Genomic DNA, 20,057 nt, shown 5'->3' with positions numbered 1-20,057 from the left:
TTTATTTTTTTTAATGTATGCCTTTGGGTTCATAAATGAGTCGTAAGAAAGTACTAAAGCGTTCGTTTTCTTTGCTTATTGGGATTCCAGTTACAATTCCAATCAATAAATTATCAATTATTCCAACACGCATTTGAGGCCTTATGACCATATCGAAAGCACCATTATGAATCTCTTTATTCAATTCTATTCCAATAAAGTTACTAGTTCCAGGAATCATATAATGGAAATTAGTATTGATTTGCCACGTAGTTTCGATATGATTGTTTTCAAATTCGTGTTCTATCACTGGCCCAATGTAAAGTAAAGTATGAAAATTGTTTCCCCATCGTTTTGCAGCAACAAAAAAAGGATTGTAAATGTTACCAATTATGGCTTTCGATTTGCCATAATCTGAAAAATTGGGTAGTTCGAATTCGTTTAAGTAAGCAATGGCCAGTGTGGTTTTGTTTTTTTCAGAAACATAAAACGAGTATTGTGTAGCTAGTTTTAATCCATCTATGGCATTTTTCGGAATGGTTGCGCCGCTGTTGTTTGGAGAATAAAAAGTGAATGGGACCTCAATTTCTAAACCTAAACGATCGATGACTGCCCACTCGTATTCTACAAATCCATTGTATGAATCAAATGTATTGTTGTCTTTTAATTCAAATCCAACGTTCCATTCTTTTTCTCCTTTTCGGGCACCTAAATCTCTAATTAAATCAATATAAAGGGGCTCGGCGTGAAGAACTTTATCTGGATGTAGTTTGTTTTCTACTGCTTCAATGTATAAACTATCTTTTTCTTTCTTATTTTGACTAAAAATAAGAGCAGAGCAGAGTGTTGATAATACAACAAAAATTATTTTTTTCATGAGACTGAATCTAGTTACTTCGTTTTTAATAACGTGTTGCTTTTTTTATTTATTATAATTCTAAGAATTGTAAGCTGTCATAATGATTTCGAAAGATTACCAAAATTCAGTTTGAATTAGTGCTATAACTCGAACCGAGTTTTTAAGTATTCGATATTGGCTTTCATAATTTTTTGCAATTGATCCAAATCGATATCGCTGAGCTTATTTACATACAAACACGCTTTTCCTCTTTTGAATTTCCCTAAACTTGTTAAAAGTGATTCGTGCTCTTCGAGTCCAGTAAAAACATATAACGAAATCGCCGATTTTCTTGGAGAAAAACCCAATAGCGGTGCATTTCCTTCGTGTCCGCTTTCGTATTTGTAGTGATATTTGCCAAAGCCAATGATTGATGCTCCCCACATTATAGCTTCACATCCAGAAACAGCCTGCATAATTTCAACTAATTTTTGGCTGTCTTTTTTCTTTTGTTCTGAATCGGCAAATTTTTCAATAAAATCAGCTACATTTTGATCTGTTTCGATAGTTTTTTGTGCCATCTTCTTTAAAATTAATATAAAAAATAAAGTTAGCTTTTATTTTGTAAATAAAACAAAAGCTAACTTGTAATTAATTGAAAATAAAGGTTTTGTTTATTTTTTACCCAAAATTTTCTTTATGATGGTTACGATAAGTAGTGTAATTCCACCAAACACTAAGCCAAATAAAGGCTCTTTGATGAAACTAGGAACTTTTGGTAGCACGTGATGTAAATAGTCGATTTGGTGGGCAAAAATTCCACCAGCTACCATAATCAAAGCAATAGTTCCGATTACGGCTAAACTTTTAATGACTTTAGGTAAAGCGTTTACCAAAAAGTTTCCAATTTTGGTTAAAAAGCCATTTTCTTTACTGCTTAGTTGCATTAGTTTGAATCCCATATCATCCATACGAACAATTAAAGCTACTATACCGTATACACCGATAGTAGCAATAATGGCAACAATAGACACTACTGCAATTTGAGTGGGGACTGATTTCTCTAAAACGGTTCCTAAGGCAATGATTACAATCTCAACAGAGAGGATAAAATCTGTAACAATAGCTGCTTTTATTTTTCCTTTTTCTTGTGCAAGAATCTCTTCTTCGGTAAAAGATTGGGTTAATGAAATCTCAGCTTCGTGATGATGATGCGGAAAGAAATATTCATAAATTTTTTCGGCACCTTCGTAGGCTAAATAAAGACCTCCCAAAACTAAAATTACTTTAATGGCCAAAGGCGAAAAAGCACTAAGCACAAAGGCTATTGGAAGAATGATTAGTTTGTTTAAAAACGAACCTTTAGTAATGGCCCACAATACTGGTAGCTCACGTGAGGAAACAAATCCTGAAGCTTTTTCGGCATTGACAGCTAGGTCGTCTCCTAAAATTCCAGCTGTTTTTTTGGTAGCAATTTTACTCATTGCTGCCACATCATCCATTATTGCTGCGATATCATCTAAAAGTGCAAAAAATCCTGATCCCATTTTTTATTTAATTTAGTTTAATTTTTAATTTGTTTTGATTTATGGCTTTTCTGTTTCACTCACTTCTTTGATTTGATCTAAGATATTAGTTTGATTGGGAGCGATAAAGTTTTTGGTTTCGTTTGTGGTTTCTTTTTTGAAAAGAAGATCTAATGCATTGTATAATTTTAATAAAACGTCTCGGTCTTGTTTATCGATTTCCACCGCACTGTTAAAATTAAACACGTAATTATTGGAATTACGTACTTCTACTTTGATGGTTTTTGGGGTGATTTTGAATTTGACGATATCCATTTTTTGGCTATTGATTTATAAAAAGCATTTCTTCTCCAATTATTTGCTTGACTATGTGTTTACAAATGAGTGAGGCAAATCTAAAGAAAAACACCAAATTATAGGAATAAAATAAGGGTCATTTTGTATTTATTTTGTTTAAGTTGATTCTATCAATCTTTTGAAAATGTAGTGATGCAAAGCATTTTTTCTATTCAGCCCCGATGGGAGCAAGTATCCTTTAGGGCTGGGGTTCAGCCCTAAAGATACTGCGGACAGCGGGAGGGAAAGTTATTATGAAAAAAGGTGTTACTGCTCCTAAAAAAAACACCAATCTTTCGACTGGTGTTGTTGAATAACCCAATCAGAGTTCAAAACTCTGACAAGGTTGAAGTTGTTAGTAAGCATTGATTAATTTACCAATTCTGTTTGATTTCTGAAAACCAATTGATTATTGAAGGCGTCAATCAAAACGATACTATCGGTGGTGATTTTACCCGACAGAATTTCTTTCGATAATTCGTTGAGCACTTCACGCTGAATGACGCGTTTTACTGGTCTGGCTCCAAATTGCGGATCGTAGCCTTTTTGAGACAAATAGCTTATCGCTTCGGGAGTAGCGTCCATGGTGATGCCTTGTTGTGCCAACATTTTGGTCACACTTTTCATTTGCAAGCCTACAATTTGCGCAATATTAGCGTTGGTCAACGGGGTAAACATCACGATTTCGTCGATACGGTTGATGAACTCTGGACGAACGGTTTGTCTTAGTAATCCCAACACTTCTACTTTGGCGGCTTCTGTCGCGGCCTCTACACTTCCATTTAAGTTTTCAAATTTATCCTGAATAATTTGGCTTCCCATATTCGAGGTCATGATGATAATGGTGTTTTTGAAATCGGCCAAGCGTCCTTTGTTGTCCGTCAATCGACCTTCGTCCAGCACTTGCAGCAAAATATTGAACGTATCTGGATGTGCTTTTTCAATTTCGTCTAGCAGAATCACAGAATACGGTTTTCTTCGCACAGCTTCGGTCAATTGTCCTCCTTCGTCATAGCCCACGTAGCCCGGAGGCGCACCCACCAATCGGCTCACGCTGTGACGTTCTTGGTATTCGCTCATGTCGATTCGGGTCATGGCATTTTCATCGTCGAATAGATATTCAGCTAAGGCTTTTGCCAACTCAGTTTTACCCACACCGGTAGTTCCTAAGAATAGAAAAGTTCCCACGGGTTTTTTCATATCCTGCAAACCCGCACGACTTCTGCGAACAGCGTCGCTCACCGCCTCGATGGCTTCTTCTTGTCCTACCACGCGTTTGTGAAGCTCATCTTCTAATTTTAATAGTTTTTCGCGTTCTCCTTGTAGCATTTTCATGACTGGAATTCCAGTCCATTTGGCTACGACTTCGGCAATATCCTCTCGAGTTACTTCTTCTTTAATCAAAGAAGTTCCGGATTGATTTTCCTGTAATTGATGGGTAAGGACAGCTAATTTTTCTTGCGCTTCTTTGATTTTACCGTAACGAATTTCGGCTACTTTTCCGTAATCGCCCTCACGTTCGGCGCGTTCGGCTTCGTGTTTGAAGTTTTCGATTTCGGTTTTTACTAACTGAATATTGTCTACCACATCTTTTTCAGATTTCCATTTGGCATAAATTTCGTTGCGGTCTTCTTTTAAATTGGCTAAGTCCAATCCTAAAACTTTTAGCTTGCTTTCGTCTTTTTCCCGTTTGATCGCTTCGATTTCAATTTCTAGCTGCATGACTTTTCGATCCAATACATCGAGTTCTTCGGGTTTAGAGTTGATTTCCATGCGTAACTTAGAAGCCGCTTCGTCCATCAAATCGATAGCCTTGTCTGGCAAGAATCGGTTGGTAATGTAACGTTGCGACAATTCCACCGAAGCGATAATGGCTTCATCTTTGATTTGCACTTGGTGGTGTGTTTCGTATTTTTCTTTGATACCGCGCAAAATAGAAATAGCACTCTCGGTATCGGGTTCTTCTACCATTATTTTTTGAAAACGGCGTTCTAAAGCTTTGTCTTTTTCAAAGTATTTTTGGTATTCGTCCAAAGTGGTAGCTCCAATCGCACGCAATTCGCCACGAGCCAAAGCCGGTTTCAAAATATTGGCGGCATCCATAGCGCCTTCGCCACCGCCAGCTCCTACCAGCGTGTGAATTTCGTCTATGAATAATACAATATCTCCTTCAGAAGCAATGACTTCTTTGACTACCGATTTCAAACGCTCTTCGAATTCTCCTTTGTATTTGGCACCCGCGATAAGAGCTCCCATGTCTAGAGAGAAAACAATTTTGTTTTTTAAGTTTTCGGGAACATCACCTGCTACGATTCGGTGCGCTAAGCCTTCGGCAATGGCGGTTTTACCCACACCAGGTTCTCCCACTAACATCGGATTGTTCTTGGTTCTACGCGTTAAAATTTGAAGGACACGACGAATTTCTTCGTCACGCCCAATCACGGGATCTAATTTGCCGTTTTTGGCTAATTCGTTGAGGTTTTTGGCAAATTTGTTCAAGGAATTATAGGTTTCTTCCGCAGAAGCTGAGGTGACACGTTCGCCTTTGCGTAATTCTTCTATGGCAGCTTTGAGTCCTTTTTCGGTCACGCCTTGATCTTTTAGGATTTGGGCAACTTTACTTTTAGAAGCAAAAATCGCTAGGATTAAATGCTCAATACTAACGAACTCATCGTTCATTTTTTTGGCAATAATTTCGGCTTCGTTAAGTGCGGTGTTGGCACTTCTAGACAATTGAATTTCTCCACCTGTTACTTTAGGGAAATTTTGAATTTGACTGTCTAAAATTTGAAGGAACAACGGCACGTTTACGTTTAGTTTTTTCAAAATAAAAGGCGCTACATTCTCGTCAACTTCAAAAATAGCTTTAAACAGATGCTCGTTTTCTATTTGTTGTTGCCCTAGGCTTTGCACCAGTTGTTGGGAGTGCTGAATGGCCTCTTGGGATTTGATGGTAAATTTGTTAATGTTCATGATTGATGGATTTGATGATTATTGTTTGTGAATTATTAGCTAATTTTGTTGAAAATCGTCAAATGGTATTCCAATATAAATTTACGGACATTTTGACTGTTTTTGTTTGAATTTGAGTATTATTTAACGACAAAAAGACATAAAAAGAGACAAAATGAGCCTATTTAATTCCATATTTGGTAGTTCAGAAGAAAAAAAAGAGTCGGTTAGTAAAGTCAATTGGATTCCGTTGCAATCGATGGGACAATTGGACGAGTTAACGGCGCTTTCTAATGAAAAGCCTGTACTTATCTTCAAACACAGTACCCGTTGTAGTATTAGTCGATTTGCCTTGAAACAATTTGAAAACGAGTTTGATTTGCACGATGTTATGAATGCCTATTTCTTGGATTTAATTACGTATCGTGAGATTTCAAATGAAATTGCTGCTCGTTTTGGTGTGCCACATCAATCGCCTCAATTGATTTTGATTAAGGGCGGAAAAGCCATTTATGATACCTCACATGATAGTATTGATGCCTTGGTTTTGAAAAAATACATTGCCTAAGTGTCTCAATATATTTTCTATTAATTTATGGATGCTATTTCAATTGTAAAAGTTAAGCCTCATGAAATTGGGGCATTGCAAAAAATAGGGAGACAGACTTTTCAGGAGACGTTTTCTGATTCCAATTCTGAGGAGAATATGAAAAACTATTTGGAGGAAGGTTTTTCTGTTGAAAAGCTTACTTTAGAGTTACATAATCCAGATTCTGAGTTCTATTTTGCTATCCATGAAAATGACATCATTGGGTATTTGAAAATCAATTTTGCAGAAGCTCAAACGGAGTTAAAAGATCATAAAGCGCTTGAAATTGAACGGATTTATGTTGTAAATGCCTTTCACGGGAAGCATGTGGGACAATTGCTTTATGATAATGCCATCACAATTGCCAAAGAAAAAGGTGTGGAGTATGTATGGCTTGGTGTTTGGGAAGAAAATGTGAAAGCGATTCGATTCTATACCAAAAATGGTTTTGTGGCTTTTGATGAACACATTTTTAAGTTAGGCGATGACGAGCAGACTGATATTATGATGCGCTTGAAGTTAAATAACTAATAATAAAGTACTCTTTTTTAAATTTTAAAAGAGTGCTTTTTTTATTTAAAAACTTCCAGAAGCGCCACCACCACTATAATCACCTCCACCAAATTTCATAGGCGATTCCTCTATTTTGGCTTCTGGTTTTATTCCAAACGTAGCAACAGCCACTAATGCTTCAGCACTTTTAAGATCTTTTTTCTCAGTTAGTCGATCTACTTCAAATGTGATTCCACTTGTTTTATCTTTTAATTTTTGTATTGAAAAATAAGCAATTACAAAAAGAATTATACCTCCTAATGTCATAGCAACTTCAACTGGTAGAATTGAGTGGTAATAGCGAATCGTAAAAAAGGAAAAACCAATGCACAAAGCACCAATCCATAATAAGTAACGATCTTTTGTTTTTAATGCAATCATAGTATAGAGAATAGGAACTGCAATTGTAAAAAAGTAAAAGAAAATAGCAAATGGAATGTCTTGATCTGGACCCAATTGCATTCCAAGTAATGCTGCAGAGAGTTCTCTAACTACAAAATAGTTACAAGAAAGATAGGCTAAGATGAGGTAAAAACTGTTTGTGATTACTAATCCTTTATGATAATAGAGCTCATTTAGTTGTGTCAGTTTTCTTTTAGTAAAAAAGTAGCACACAACCGCAAAGATTAGGGTTACAAAAGGTAAAATGGTCTTGCCAATAGTCCCTATTTCCAACAAAGCATAGAATAAGGTTGCTTTTGTTGCTAAACAAAATACTAGGAGGGATATGTTGTGTACAAATCTTTTATACATCAGTAAGGCACTAATTGAAACAAAGAATGCAATTAAAAGTTCAAAAGACTCTGAATTGATTCCAACAGCAATAGCAAGGTTTAAAATACTTCCTAAAATAAAAGCGTCGTCAACACCATAATTTTTGTAGTTTTCTTGAGCTAAAAATTCTGCCCCTGCCCATCCTATAATTGCAAATAAGTAAAAACAAAAGTGGAAATAGAATTCTCCAATTTGTGCTCCAATGATTGAGATAGTGCCGCAAATTGAAGCATAAAGCAGGCTTCCAAGTATAAAAAATGCTGAGCGAAGGAGTAGGTTGTTTTGTGCCTTAAAAACCGGTAAATTGTTTTTTATACTATGTGCTTGTTCTTGTGTGATAAAATCAGCATTCAAAAAAGTATCAGTTTCCTCAATTAAAATGATGTTCGTTAATTTGTTTTCGTCGTAAGCTCTCATTTTACTTGTTTTTTTGTTGTTTAAACTTTTTTACCGATTGAATAAATAAAAAGATAGAGCCTATGAAGTAAGCAGGAAACAAATACATCAAAAGCTGCCAGAATCCATTAAAATCAATAGCAACAACTACTTTGAATAAAAGCACATTGAAGCCTACATAACCGTAAAGTAAAGCGAATACAAAAAGTGAAATGGCATCATATTCTTTGCTCATTTTGTAAAAATAATAAGTTGCTCCTCCTAAAAGCAAGGCATATAGAAAACATATTGGAACTTCTTTTTCTGAAAGTTTGCTAATTGTAGCAATACAAATTAGATGTAGAGCGAAAGTCAGATAAATCAAATTAAAATGCATTTTCAATTTGATTTTTGAACTGTAAATTGTCCATAAAATGAGCAATAGTCCTAATCCAATGGCAGAAAATGCTAGGGGGTCATTTGAATAAAATTCGGTATCTAGAACTTTCTGCGGCGTTACAGTAAGACCGATGCAAGCTGCGAGACTGGAAACTGCAATGCTAAGGACACTTTTGTTATCAAAATAATAGGCATAACAAAAGCTAATAATAGTTGGGACAAGCGTTGCTATTCCATAATTTTCGCCAAAGAGCGTATATTGAAATTGTAAATACCCGATGAAAATACAACTTAGAATGGCAATGAGTAAGACTAAATAGTCATAGATTGGATTATCAAAGGCAACTTCTTCTTTATGAAATCCTTTTGCTTTTTTGAAACAAAAATAAAGACTAACGGCAATTAGCAAAAAAAGACAGATGATTATCGCATCGTGACCAATAGAATCAATGTTTTGATAAATTAGTATTCCAACTCCTGAGGTAAAAAGAAGCACTGATAAATAAAGGAGAAGTCTTAATTCAGTATGCAAAGAAAAAATGCCAAGTTTTTGATATACTTCAACGGCCCCTAGTTGTTTATTGGTCATAAAACCTTTTTCTTGCAATGTAGCAGCGATTTTACTCTTGTAAGTATTTGTTTTCATAATTTGGATTCTGGCTTAATCAAAAATAAGCTATTTGTTTTGAAGTCACATTAAAAGTCTCTTATTCTTTCTTTTTTTACAAAGAGCCAAAAAAAGCCGTTCTAACAGAAAGTAGAACGGCTTTAGCTATTTAGCATATTTTTTTAAAATGCGTTTAGCATTTTCTCTTTAATCTCTTTCAAACACAAATTATTGATACTTCCTTCATGCGTATGCTGGGTAGCTTTTGGTGATTCGTAAGTACCATTTTCTAATTGTTCTGCCACCGCTTTGTAGGCGTCTCTAAAAGGCATTCCTGCTACTACCATTTCGTTTAATGTATCCACAGTAAATAGGTAATTGTATTTTGGATCGGCTAGAATGTTGTCTTTTACCTTGATGTCTTTGATGGAAAAAATGGCAATATCCAAACACGCTTTTAGATTTTGGATTGCGGGAAATAATCCTTCTTTCAGTAATTGAAATTCACGATGATAGCCACTAGGAAGGTTGTTTGTGATTAAAGTGATTTCATAAGGCAAAGCTTGAATTTTATTGCATTTCCCACGGATTAATTCAAAAACATCTGGATTCTTTTTGTGCGGCATAATGCTTGAACCAGTCGTTAAATGCGCTGGTAAACTAATGAAATCGAAGTTTTGGCTCATATATAGACACACATCCATAGAGAATTTTGCCAAAGTCGCAGCCACGCTACTCATAGCAAAAGCAACTGTTTTTTCAGATTTTCCACGGCTCATTTGTGCTGCTACCGAATTGAATTTTAAAGTGGCAAAGCCTAATTCCCGAGTAGTAAAGGTTCGGTTGATGGGGAAGGAACTACCATAACCAGCAGCAGAACCTAACGGATTTTGATCTACCACTTTCAAGGCAGCATTCAACATCGTGATATCGTCTATCAAGGTTTCGGCATAAGCAGAAAACCACATACCAAAGGAAGATGGCATAGCAATTTGCAAATGCGTATAGCCAGGTAATAGTACATTTTGATACTGTTCAGCGGATTCCATCAACAAATCGAATAGCGTTTTTACTTGTTCTTTGAGTGCTATGACAACGTCTTTCAAATATAAATTGACATCCACTAACACTTGGTCGTTTCGAGAACGTGCCGTGTGTATTTTTTTACCAGCGTCGCCTAGTTTTTCGGTCAATAAATACTCGATTTTGGAATGTACGTCTTCAAAACTGTCTTCGATTTCGAAATCTCCTTTTTCGATAGTTGTAATTATATCTTGTAAGGCCAAAACTAAGTCATCAGCTTCTGCTGGTTCCAATAATCCTATTTGAGCCAACATTTTAGCGTGAGCGATAGAGCCTAAAGCATCGTATTTGGCCAAAACCAAATCTAATTCACGGTCATTTCCTACCGTAAAATGTTCGATTTGTTTGTCGGTTGGTATTCCTTTTTCCCAGAGTTTCATATTATTTTATTTTTTGAATTGTAGGGACAGGTCGCGACCTGTCCCTACAATTAATTTTTTAAAAAATCTGTCAATATTTTAATGTACAATTCAATTCCTTCTTCGATTTCATTGATGTAGATAAATTCGTCTGCCGAGTGTGACCTCAGGGTTTCTCCCGGGCCAAGTTTTAGCGACTGGCAACTCAACACCGATTGGTCCGAAAGCGTAGGAGAGCCATAGGTGGTGCGGCTTAACGCGATTCCTGCTTGTACTAATCCGTGTGAAAGAGGAATAGAAGAAGCATTGAGATGCATAGAACGCGGTGTAATCTCAGCTTTCACTTGTTGACGAACCGTATCTAATATCTCCGCATTGGTATAACAATCATTTACTCGAATATCGACTACCAAATGGCATTCAGCAGGTACTACATTGTGTTGTTTTCCTGCGTTGATTTGGGTTACCGTCATTTTTACAGGTCCTAAAACTTCTGATACTTTTTCGAATTGGTAACTGTTTAACCAACTGATGATAGGCATCGCATTGTAAATAGGATTGTCAGGATTATGATGTGCTGCGTGGCTTGCGGTACCTTTTACGACTACATCTAAAACCAAGAGTCCTTTTTCGGCAATGGCCAGTTGCATTAATGTAGGTTCGCCCACGATGGCACAATCAATTTCTGGTAAATGTTTTAGTACGCTATTCAATCCGTTTTTGCCACTGCTTTCTTCTTCTGCAGAAGCGACCATAACCAAATTGTAAGGCAAATTTTCTTGAGCATAAAAATGAACAAAAGTGGCCAATAAAGCCACTAAACAACCTCCAGCATCGTTACTGCCGAGACCAAATAACTTCCCGTCTTTTTCGATAGGTTCAAAAGGATTATTGGTATAGCCTTGGTTGGGTTTTACCGTATCGTGATGGGAGTTGAGTAAAAGAGTGGGTTTAGCTGCATCAAAGTGTTGGTTATACGCCCAAATATTATTGTTTTCCCGCTCAAAGGGAATGTTATTTTGCTGGAACCATTGTTCAATTAAAAGCGCAGTTTGTTCCTCTTCACTAGAAAAGGAAGGAGTCGCAATCAATGCTTTTAGTAAGGCGATGGCTTCTTGTGTAAGGGTTGTAATGGTTTTCAAAATTTTTAATTTAACCCTTTCAGAGTTTTGAATTCTGAAAGGGTTGTTAGTAATCTATAATGTTATACTGGTACAAAGTGCGTTGTTGTCTTTCAATAATTTGTGATGTCCAATTTTTATTTTATGAACGCCTTTGGACAAGCTGTTAAAGCAATTGTCTAGTTTTGGAATCATCCCTGAATGTATGGCGCCTTCTGTTTTTAATCGGTCATACAGTTCTTTATTGATGTTTTCGATAACAGAAGTGTCGTCTTCTGCATCATACAAAACTCCCGATTTTTCGAAGCAATACGTCAAAGTTACTTTAAAAACTTCCGACAATGCAATGGCCAATTCACTAGCAATCGTATCAGCATTCGTATTCAATAATTGTCCTTGTTTATCGTGTGTAATAGCGCAAAAAACCGGTGTTATCTCGTTTTTTAGCAATGTTTCTAACAAAGAGGTGTTTACTTTTTGTACATCGCCCACAAAACCGTAATCAATCGTGGGATGATTTCTTTTGGTGGACTGAATCAAATTGCCATCCGCCCCAGAAAAGCCCATTGCATTAGTTCCATTTGCGTGTAATTGTGCTACGATATTTTTGTTGATTTCGCCCGCATAAATCATCACGACAACGTCTAGCATAGGCTGGTCGGTGATGCGTCTTCCATCTATCATTTGGGGGACTAAACCAATACTTTTTGCCATTTTGGTAGCTGATTTTCCACCGCCGTGCACCAACACTTTATAGCCTTCAATTTTTGAAAAATCGGCAATGAACTGTTCTAGCTCGGCTGGATTATCTATAATATTACCACCGATTTTTACTATTGTTAGTTGTTCCATTCTTTTGAATTAATACTCTAAACTTTTGGTTTTATTAGGTAATCTTTTCAGTATTTTTTGTAAAACCAATTGTGCCGAATAGGTTCTGTTATGGGCTTGCTGAATCACAATGGAGTTTTCGCTATCAATCACTTCATCGGCTACAATAACATTGCGACGCACCGGAAGACAATGCATAAATTTGGCATTGTTCGTCAACTTCATTTTATCGGCGGTAACGGTCCAATTTTCATCTGTATTGGTCACTTTCCCGTAGTCGTTGTAATTGCTCCAGTTTTTGGCATAAATAAAATCAGCATTTTCAAAAGCTTTATTCTGATTGTATTCTATTACCGAATCCTTGGTGATTTCAGGATTCAATTCATACCCTTCTGGATGCGTAATTACAAAATCCATATCTCTTTGCAGTTGCATCATTTCTACAAACGAATTGGCCACAGCTTGAGGTAATGCTTTTGGATGTGGCGCCCAAGTCAGCACTACTTTAGGTTTGTGTTTGGTTTTGAATTCGGCCATTGTAATCGCATCGGCCAAGGATTGTAGCGGATGACCTGTTGCGCTTTCCATATTGACAATTGGCACAGTGGCATATTTTACAAAACCATTCAACACAGTTTCTGCATTATCTTTTTCTTTATCCGTTAGTCCCGCAAAAGCTCTGATGGCAATAATATCACAATATTGTGAAACGACTTCGGCGGCTTCTTTAATGTGTTCTGAGGCACCTTGATTCATAATTGTGCCGTCTTCGAACTCCAAAGTCCATCCTTCAGTACCAAAGTTCATCACCATCACATTCATTCCTAGATTGATGGCTGCTTTTTGAGTACTCAAACGCGTTCTCAAACTTGGATTGAAAAAGAGCATAACCAATGTTTTGTCTTTACCCAATCTTTGATTTTTTAATGGGTCTTTCTTTATTTTAAGGGCTTGTTTTACCCATTTCTTTAGGGAATCGATTTCTTTTATTGAGGTGTAATTCATAGCTTTATCTTTATTAGAATGCTGAATAAGCGGATTTGTAGTTTGTGATTTTTAGTGGCTCTAAGTTAAATAATTTTAGTGAAAGGGATTTCATTCCGCAGCGCTTTCCGCATAAAATCATCTTCTAGGCCATTCACAATCCAAGTCTCAATATTGGCTTTTTTGGCAATGGCTGCCGATTCTATTTTAGATTGCATTCCTCCAGTTCCGTGAGACGATTTTTTATCGCCTATTTCTTTTTCTAGTAAAGACAAATCGGTTACTAGTTCAATCGTTGATGGAAGTGCATCGTTAATAGACGCTTTGGTGTAAATACCATTCGTATTGGTAGCAATAATCAAAATATCTACATCTAACAATACGGCTGCCAAAGCGGCTAATTTATCGTTATCGCCAAACTTGATTTCGTCAGTGGCCACCGTGTCATTTTCATTGATGATGGGAATGTAATTGTTTTTGACCAAAACATTGATGGTATTCACGATATTGACTTTGGATTGTTCTTTCTCAAAATCAGAATAGGAGAGTAGGCATTGTGAAATATGCAATCCTAAATCACTGAAATTTTCGTGATAAATACGCATCAAATGGGGTTGCCCAATAGATGCTAAGGCTTGTTTTACAAAGACTTCTTGGTCATTATTGTCTAGCTTAACAAATTGTTTGGCAGCGGCAATCGCCCCAGAACTTACAATAATGAATTCGTATTGGTCTTGTAGCGCGGCAATTTGCATTCCAATATCCTCAATCTTTCCTCTCGAGATATGATTGGTTTCCTTGGTTAAGGTATTGCTGCCTAATTTTAATAATATTCTTTTTTTTGTCATTTTATATTTTTTTACAAACAGATTGTGCATTGGGTTGGGATATGTAGGGACAAGTCGCGACTTGTCCCTACCGAATCTGTCCTTCTCCGTAAATATACCATTTGTTGGTGACCAAATGTTGTAAACCAATTGGGCCGCGTTGGTGTAATTTGTCTGTGCTGATGGCTAATTCTCCGCCTAAACCAAATTGCCCTCCGTCGGTAAAACGAGTCGAAGCATTATGGTAAACGGATGAAGCATCAACGTTATCCATAAATTCTTGGGCTGTAGTTTCACTTTCGGTGATGATAGCAGCTGAGTGACCTCCGCAATATTTATTGATTTTAGCTATTGCTTCTTGATTAGAAGAAACAATGCCAAGTACAATTTTATAATCCAAAAATTCTTCATACCAAATCTCGTCTGAATCAATTTGAGGGATATGAGTTGTTTTGGCAATTGTGGCATCTCCCAAAACAGTCACTTTTCGTTCCTGCAAAGCACGAATTAATTGGTTAGCAAAGACTTCCCAATTCGGTAAATTTATATCAATTAATACTTTATCTAAAGCATTGCAAACAGATATATTTGAGGTTTTTGCGTTAATAATAACTGACATTGCTTTATCTAAGTCGGCATCGGCGTTTACGTACACAAAATTATTACCGCGTCCACTTACAATCACCGGACAAGTAGCGTGTTTTTTGGTGAATTCAATTAGTTTTTCTCCTCCACGAGGCACAATCAAATCGACCTTTTGAGTTGGTTTTTCCAAAAAAGCTTGGGTTTGTGCTCTATCGTAATTCAGGTATTCTACCCAATCCGTTGCTACACCATTGTTTTCCAAAGCTTGATGCCAAAGACTTACAATCTTTTGATTCGACAATAATGATTCTTTGCCGCCTTTCAAAAGGATTTTATTTCCTGACTTAAAAGCAATACCACCCGCTTCAACTGTTACATCAGGTCGAGACTCATAAATAATTAAAATAGTGCCAAATGCAGCAGTCTTATTATAAATTTTAAGACCATTATCGTGAACAAATTCGAAGCGAATTTTTCCCACAGGGTCTTCTTGACTGGCCAATTGTTGTAAGGACAAAATCATACTGTCAATTTTAGCATCATCGACCAACAAACGTTTTTCCATTGCCAAATCTTCTCCGGAATAATTGGCTAAATCTTGTTGGTTACTACTTTTCAACGCCGTTCGTTCCTGCGCTAGCAAAGCCGTCATCGTGGTTAAAACGGCGTTTCTCTTTTCGATGGTTAGTAGTGTATTCATAGTTTTTGGTTAGTTAATTTTTTGAGCGTGCCCCACCCGATACTTCGACAGGCTCAGTAGGTCGGTTTTCCCGCTTCCCGATGAAAAAATCAGGACTATTCCTCACGCAGCGGACTGGCAAGGAATACTCACGCAGTTTCTTATTTCAATTCAGCCAACGACTCTTTCAAGGCAACGATAAAGGTATCAATTGCGGCTGTGGTAATGGTCAAAGGCGGTAAAATTCTCAATAAGTTTTTATTGTTGGCACTTCCTGTAAAAATATGTTTTTCTACAATCATTTTCTTGCGTAAGGCGCTCACGTCAAAATCAAATTCTACGCCTAGCATCAATCCTTTTCCTTTCACTTTGATGATTTCAGGCACTTGTTGGATGGCTTTCATAAAATACTCGCTAACGGCGTTTACATTATCCATTAACTTCTCGCTCTTGATTACATCCAAAACGGCAATTCCAGCGGCACAAGCCAAATGACTTCCACCAAAAGTAGTGCCTAGCAAGCCATAACTCGCTTTAAAATGTGGAGCAATCAAAATTCCTCCAATCGGGAAACCGTTGCCCATTCCTTTGGCCAAACAAATGATATCCGCTTTGATGTTATGGTACTGATGCGCAAAAAACTTCCCGCTTCTGCCATAACCCGATTGTACCTCGTCTAGAATCAAAACTGCTTCGTATTGTTTGCACAGTTTTTCTAAGGCTTGAAAAAATTCAGTTGTGCCTTCATCTAAACCTCCCACACCTTGAATCCCTTCAATAATCACGGTGCAGACATCGCCTTTTTGTAATTCGGTTTCTACCAAATCAATTTGGTTTAGTGGTAAAAAAGTAACCACTTGTTGAGCATTAATGGGCGCTACAATTTTTTTGTTGTCCGTTACCGCAACTGCTGCTGATGTTCTTCCGTGAAAAGAGTTGTCAAAAGCAATCACTCTCGATTTTCCGTTGTGGAAAGAGGCTAATTTTAGTGCGTTTTCATTGGCTTCGGCTCCTGAGCTGCATAAAAACAAAGAGTAATCATCATAGCCTGATAATTCACCTAATTTTTGGGCTAATTCTACTTGTAATGGATTTTGGATGGCGTTAGAATAAAATCCAATATTGTCCAATTGTTCTTTTACTTTCGTCACATAATGCGGTTGTGTGTGCCCAATGGAGATGACTCCGTGACCGCTGTATAAATCTAAATATTCCACACCGTTTTCATCTGTAATGGTGCAGTCTACTGCTTTTACTGGTGTGATGTTGTATAATGGGTAAACGTCGAATAGGTTCATTGTTGTTTTTTGTTTATGGTTTAAAGTTTAAGGTTTAAGGTTACACGAGCAACTTTAAACTTTTAAACTTGAAACAATTTTTTTAAAATCCACTTGGTTTCAAATGCAATCCGGTACTTTCGTCTAGTCCAAAGAGCAAGTTCATATTCTGAATGGCTTGACCTGAGGCGCCTTTGACTAAGTTATCAATAACCGAAGTAATCAAAATTCGGTTGCCTTTTTTCATCAAACTAATGATGCATTTATTGGTTTGAACCACTTGTTTTAAATTAATGTTGGTAGTGGTAACAGTTACAAATGGTTCGTTTTTGTAAAAAGCTTCATATTTGGCCACAACATCTTCTAAGCTTTCCTCACAATGGGTATACAAGGTGGCAAAAATTCCTCTTGGAAAATCACCTCGATTAGGAATAAAAATCAATTCGTTTTTGAAATCTTCCTGTAATTGGTGCAAACTTTCGCCAATTTCTCCCAAATGTTGGTGTTCAAAAGCTTTGTAATGTGACATATTGTTGTTTCTCCAACTAAAGTGTGAGGTTTCTGAAAGACTCACTCCAGCTCCTGTACTTCCGGTTGTGGCATTGATGTGCACATCGCTGTTGAGTGATTTGGCTTCCGCCAAAGGCAATAAAGCCAATTGAATCGCGGTGGCAAAACATCCCGGATTGGCAATGAATTGTCCATTTTTAATGGCTTTTTTGTTCAGTTCTGGTAAGCCGTATATGAATTTTTTGCCCTCAAACACTTCGTCTTTTTCCAACCTGAAATCGTTGCCTAAATCAATGATTTTGGTATGGCTGGCAAATGTATTTTCGGATAAAAAGGCTTTGGATTTTCCGTGACCTAGACACAGAAATAGAACGTTTACATTAGGGTTGATAGTGTCCGTAAAATTCATTTCGATGTCGCCCAACACATCTTGATGCGCTACCGAAAGGGGTTTTCCCGCATTGGTGGTGCTGTACACAAAGTCGAGTTTGGCGTTGGGATGAAACATCAAGATTCTGATGAGTTCGCCAGCCGTATAACCCGAACCGCCAATAATTCCAATAGTAATCATAATTTTTATTTTGTTTCACCGCAAAGACGCCAAAGCGCTAAGGGTTTGTTTTTAAAATGTAAGTTTGTTATTCAAAAGTTCCCGTTTTTTCTCTTTTAGCCCCGATAGTAGTGGAAATCCTTTGTGGGCTGGGGTTCAGCCTACAAAGATTGCAACGGATAGCGGGAACTAATGTCTCCAAAAATGCCTGAACTTTCGATCCTAATCAGTAATTATACTATTCGTAAGTTTCTTGATTCACAGATGAAAATATGTTTTGCGCATTGCCAAGAATTTTGATGAATCCTTTGGCATCGTCAGAGGTCCAAGCATTGTTCATTTCGCCGTATTGACCGAAGCCGGTGTTCATTAAATCGTTTGGTGATTCGATGCCGTCTAAGCTGAAATGATACGGTTTTAAAGAGACCGTTACGGTTCCGTTGACTGTTTTTTGCGTGTCTTCTAAGAACGTTTCGATATTGCGCATCACTGGGTCTAAAAATTGTCCTTCGTGGAATAGCATCCCGTACCAATTGCCCAGTTGTTCTTTCCAGTATTGTTGCCATTTGCCGAGTGTATGTTTTTCTAACAAATGGTGTGCTTTGATGATGATTAATGGGGCTGCGGCCTCAAAACCAACTCTTCCTTTGATACCGATAATGGTGTCGCCCACGTGAATGTCTCTCCCGATGGCGTAAGCGCTAGCCAATTTTTCTAAGGCCACAATATTATTAGAAGGTTTATCTGCTTTGCCATTTATCGCAACCAATTCCCCTTTTTGGAATTCTAAAGTTACTTTCTCTTCTCCTTCTTTTTGCAATTGCGAAGGGTAAGCCTCACTTGGTAAAGGTTGTCCTGAAGTTAAGGTTTCTTTTCCGCCCACACTGGTTCCCCAAAGGCCTTTGTTGATAGAATATTGTGCTTTTTCCCAAGAATAATGCACGCCGTTTTTGGCTAAATAGTCTACTTCTTCCTGACGAGATAGTTTTAAATCACGGATAGGAGTGATGATTTCTATTTCGGGAGCGATGGTTTGGAAAATTAAATCAAAACGAATTTGGTCATTTCCTGCACCGGTGCTTCCGTGTGCAATGGCTGTGGCTCCAACAGATTTGGCGTATTTTATGGCTTCGATAGCTTGAAAAACACGCTCAGCACTAACTGATAACGGATAGGTGTTGTTTTTTAAGACATTCCCATAAATCAAATATTTGATGGCTTTGTCATAATATTTGTCTAGAATAGTAAGGTTGGCGTGTTTGGCGCTTCCTAATTCGTAAGCTCTGTCTTCGATGGCTTTTAGCTCAGCATCATCAAATCCACCCGTGTTAATTAATACGGTATGTACTTCGAATCCTTTTTCGTTTTTTAAATATTTTAAACAATAGGAAGTGTCTAATCCTCCGCTATAGGCTAATACTACTTTTTTATTTTCCATTGTATATCTTTTGATGTTTTGTGTCTGACAAAACGTTGTTTTTTATTTTTTGAACTATTATTTTTTTAAGAAAAGGGCTTGTTTGATTTCTTTTAAACGATTCCAAATCCGGACATTGAAAGGGTGTTTGGGTGGATTTTTTTGTTTTTCTTTGGGGTCATACAGCATTCCTGTGCACAAACACATTTTGTAGTCTTTGCTTTTTAGAATTTCAAAATTGGTGCAAGTTTGACAACCTTTCCAGAAAGTAGGGTCGGTAGTCAATTGAGAAAAGGGAACAGGTTTGTATCCTAAATCGGAATTGATTTTCATTACTGCTAATCCAGTCGTGATACCGAAAACTTTGGCTTCTGGGTATTTTTGTTGTGAATACTCAAAAACGAATGTTTTGATTTTTTTGGCTAATCCTAAATTTCTAAAGTCTGGGTGTACAATCAAACCTGAATGGGCTACGAATTGTCCGTGTTGCCAAGATTCGATATAACAAAAACCGGCGAATTTTCCATCGATTATGGCGATAACCGCATTTTCGGTTTCCATTTTCTTTTGGATGTATTCTGGGGTTCTTTTGGCTATTCCCGTTCCTCTTAGTAAGGCCGAGGTTTCGATGGTATCACAAATTTCTTCAGCAAATACATAGTGTTCTTTTTGTGCTACTACTATAGAAATATTCATTTCTGGATTCGAATTATGGTTAAATAATTGTTTTCTTTTTTTTTGTAATGCAATCATAGTCAATGTGCTATTAAAAGTACTATAAAATTTTCAACTATTTTATTGTAATTATTTTAATAACAATTACTTAGTAGTTAGAATTGGTTTTTGTTGTTTTTCCATTTTGAAATAAAAAAATATGACAAATGGGGTAGTAATGAAAGGATAAAAG

The 20,057-nt window shown here is 37.0% G+C and carries 19 protein-coding genes; 2 read left to right on the top strand and 17 right to left on the bottom strand.

The window, feature by feature from the left end; translation table 11 throughout:
- Window positions 1–10: 10 nt before the first annotated feature.
- The 5 genes from AO58_RS16980 to clpB form a co-directional block, all read right to left on the bottom strand.
- Window positions 11–856: an HAEPLYID family protein gene (locus AO58_RS16980; RefSeq protein ID WP_035717413.1), complete on the bottom strand. Its 846-nt coding sequence runs from the start codon at window positions 854–856 to the stop codon at window positions 11–13.
- A gap of 122 nt (window positions 857–978) precedes the next feature.
- Window positions 979–1,398, bottom strand: a complete 420-nt coding sequence (locus AO58_RS0105705; protein ID WP_024980783.1) for a DUF1801 domain-containing protein — start codon at window positions 1,396–1,398, stop codon at window positions 979–981.
- Window positions 1,399–1,491: 93 nt separating this feature from the next.
- Window positions 1,492–2,364, bottom strand: coding sequence for a DUF808 domain-containing protein (locus AO58_RS0105700; RefSeq protein ID WP_024980782.1), 873 nt, complete (start codon window positions 2,362–2,364; stop codon window positions 1,492–1,494).
- A gap of 39 nt (window positions 2,365–2,403) precedes the next feature.
- Window positions 2,404–2,658, bottom strand: a complete 255-nt coding sequence (locus AO58_RS0105695; protein ID WP_024980781.1) for a hypothetical protein — start codon at window positions 2,656–2,658, stop codon at window positions 2,404–2,406.
- Between the two features lie 390 nt (window positions 2,659–3,048).
- A complete protein-coding gene (clpB, locus tag AO58_RS0105690) occupies window positions 3,049–5,652 on the bottom strand; it encodes an ATP-dependent chaperone ClpB (RefSeq protein WP_024980780.1) in 2,604 nt (867 codons plus the stop codon).
- Window positions 5,653–5,806: 154 nt separating this feature from the next.
- Between clpB and ytxJ the strand changes: the two genes are divergently transcribed.
- Both ytxJ and AO58_RS0105675 read left to right on the top strand, forming a co-directional pair.
- Complete coding sequence (gene ytxJ / locus AO58_RS0105680; protein WP_024980779.1) at window positions 5,807–6,199, top strand: bacillithiol system redox-active protein YtxJ; 393 nt, start codon at window positions 5,807–5,809, stop codon at window positions 6,197–6,199.
- Window positions 6,200–6,226: 27 nt separating this feature from the next.
- Complete coding sequence (locus AO58_RS0105675; protein WP_024980778.1) at window positions 6,227–6,751, top strand: GNAT family N-acetyltransferase; 525 nt, start codon at window positions 6,227–6,229, stop codon at window positions 6,749–6,751.
- 45 nt (window positions 6,752–6,796) lie between these two features.
- Here AO58_RS0105675 and AO58_RS0105670 read toward each other — a convergent pair whose 3' ends face one another.
- The 12 genes from AO58_RS0105670 to AO58_RS0105615 form a co-directional block, all read right to left on the bottom strand.
- Window positions 6,797–7,963 (bottom strand): hypothetical protein, encoded by a 1,167-nt coding sequence (locus AO58_RS0105670; protein WP_024980777.1) that lies wholly within the window; start codon window positions 7,961–7,963, stop codon window positions 6,797–6,799.
- A 1-nt stretch (window position 7,964) separates the two neighbouring features.
- Complete coding sequence (locus tag AO58_RS0105665) at window positions 7,965–8,966, bottom strand: DUF2157 domain-containing protein (RefSeq protein ID WP_024980776.1); 1,002 nt, start codon at window positions 8,964–8,966, stop codon at window positions 7,965–7,967.
- A 143-nt stretch (window positions 8,967–9,109) separates the two neighbouring features.
- Complete coding sequence (argH, locus tag AO58_RS0105660) at window positions 9,110–10,390, bottom strand: argininosuccinate lyase (RefSeq protein ID WP_024980775.1); 1,281 nt, start codon at window positions 10,388–10,390, stop codon at window positions 9,110–9,112.
- A gap of 50 nt (window positions 10,391–10,440) precedes the next feature.
- Entirely contained in the window at window positions 10,441–11,511 is a 1,071-nt protein-coding gene (locus tag AO58_RS0105655) for a M20 family metallo-hydrolase (protein WP_024980774.1), read from the bottom strand.
- A gap of 54 nt (window positions 11,512–11,565) precedes the next feature.
- Window positions 11,566–12,342, bottom strand: coding sequence for an acetylglutamate kinase (argB, locus tag AO58_RS0105650; RefSeq protein WP_024980773.1), 777 nt, complete (start codon window positions 12,340–12,342; stop codon window positions 11,566–11,568).
- 9 nt (window positions 12,343–12,351) lie between these two features.
- Window positions 12,352–13,326, bottom strand: a complete 975-nt coding sequence (locus AO58_RS0105645; protein ID WP_024980772.1) for an N-acetylornithine carbamoyltransferase — start codon at window positions 13,324–13,326, stop codon at window positions 12,352–12,354.
- A gap of 65 nt (window positions 13,327–13,391) precedes the next feature.
- Window positions 13,392–14,153 carry a glutamate 5-kinase gene (gene proB / locus AO58_RS0105640; protein ID WP_024980771.1) on the bottom strand — a complete coding sequence of 254 codons (762 nt, stop codon included), beginning with the start codon at window positions 14,151–14,153 and terminating at the stop codon, window positions 13,392–13,394.
- A 67-nt stretch (window positions 14,154–14,220) separates the two neighbouring features.
- On the bottom strand, window positions 14,221–15,417 hold the full coding sequence (locus AO58_RS0105635) for a glutamate-5-semialdehyde dehydrogenase (RefSeq protein WP_024980770.1): 1,197 nt from the start codon (window positions 15,415–15,417) through the stop codon (window positions 14,221–14,223).
- 140 nt (window positions 15,418–15,557) lie between these two features.
- A complete protein-coding gene (locus tag AO58_RS0105630; protein WP_024980769.1) occupies window positions 15,558–16,694 on the bottom strand; it encodes an aspartate aminotransferase family protein in 1,137 nt (378 codons plus the stop codon).
- An 82-nt stretch (window positions 16,695–16,776) separates the two neighbouring features.
- Window positions 16,777–17,754: an N-acetyl-gamma-glutamyl-phosphate reductase gene (gene argC / locus AO58_RS0105625; RefSeq protein WP_024980768.1), complete on the bottom strand. Its 978-nt coding sequence runs from the start codon at window positions 17,752–17,754 to the stop codon at window positions 16,777–16,779.
- A gap of 217 nt (window positions 17,755–17,971) precedes the next feature.
- Window positions 17,972–19,171 (bottom strand): argininosuccinate synthase, encoded by a 1,200-nt coding sequence (locus tag AO58_RS0105620; RefSeq protein WP_024980767.1) that lies wholly within the window; start codon window positions 19,169–19,171, stop codon window positions 17,972–17,974.
- 57 nt (window positions 19,172–19,228) lie between these two features.
- Window positions 19,229–19,846 (bottom strand): GNAT family N-acetyltransferase, encoded by a 618-nt coding sequence (locus AO58_RS0105615; RefSeq protein ID WP_024980766.1) that lies wholly within the window; start codon window positions 19,844–19,846, stop codon window positions 19,229–19,231.
- Window positions 19,847–20,057 lie beyond the last annotated feature (211 nt).

It is taken from the genome of Flavobacterium succinicans LMG 10402 (assembly GCF_000611675.1).
Taxonomy (GTDB): Bacteria; Bacteroidota; Bacteroidia; order Flavobacteriales; family Flavobacteriaceae; genus Flavobacterium; species Flavobacterium succinicans.
Note: the sequence above shows the minus strand (reverse complement) of the source record. Positions and strands in the feature narration are given on the sequence as shown.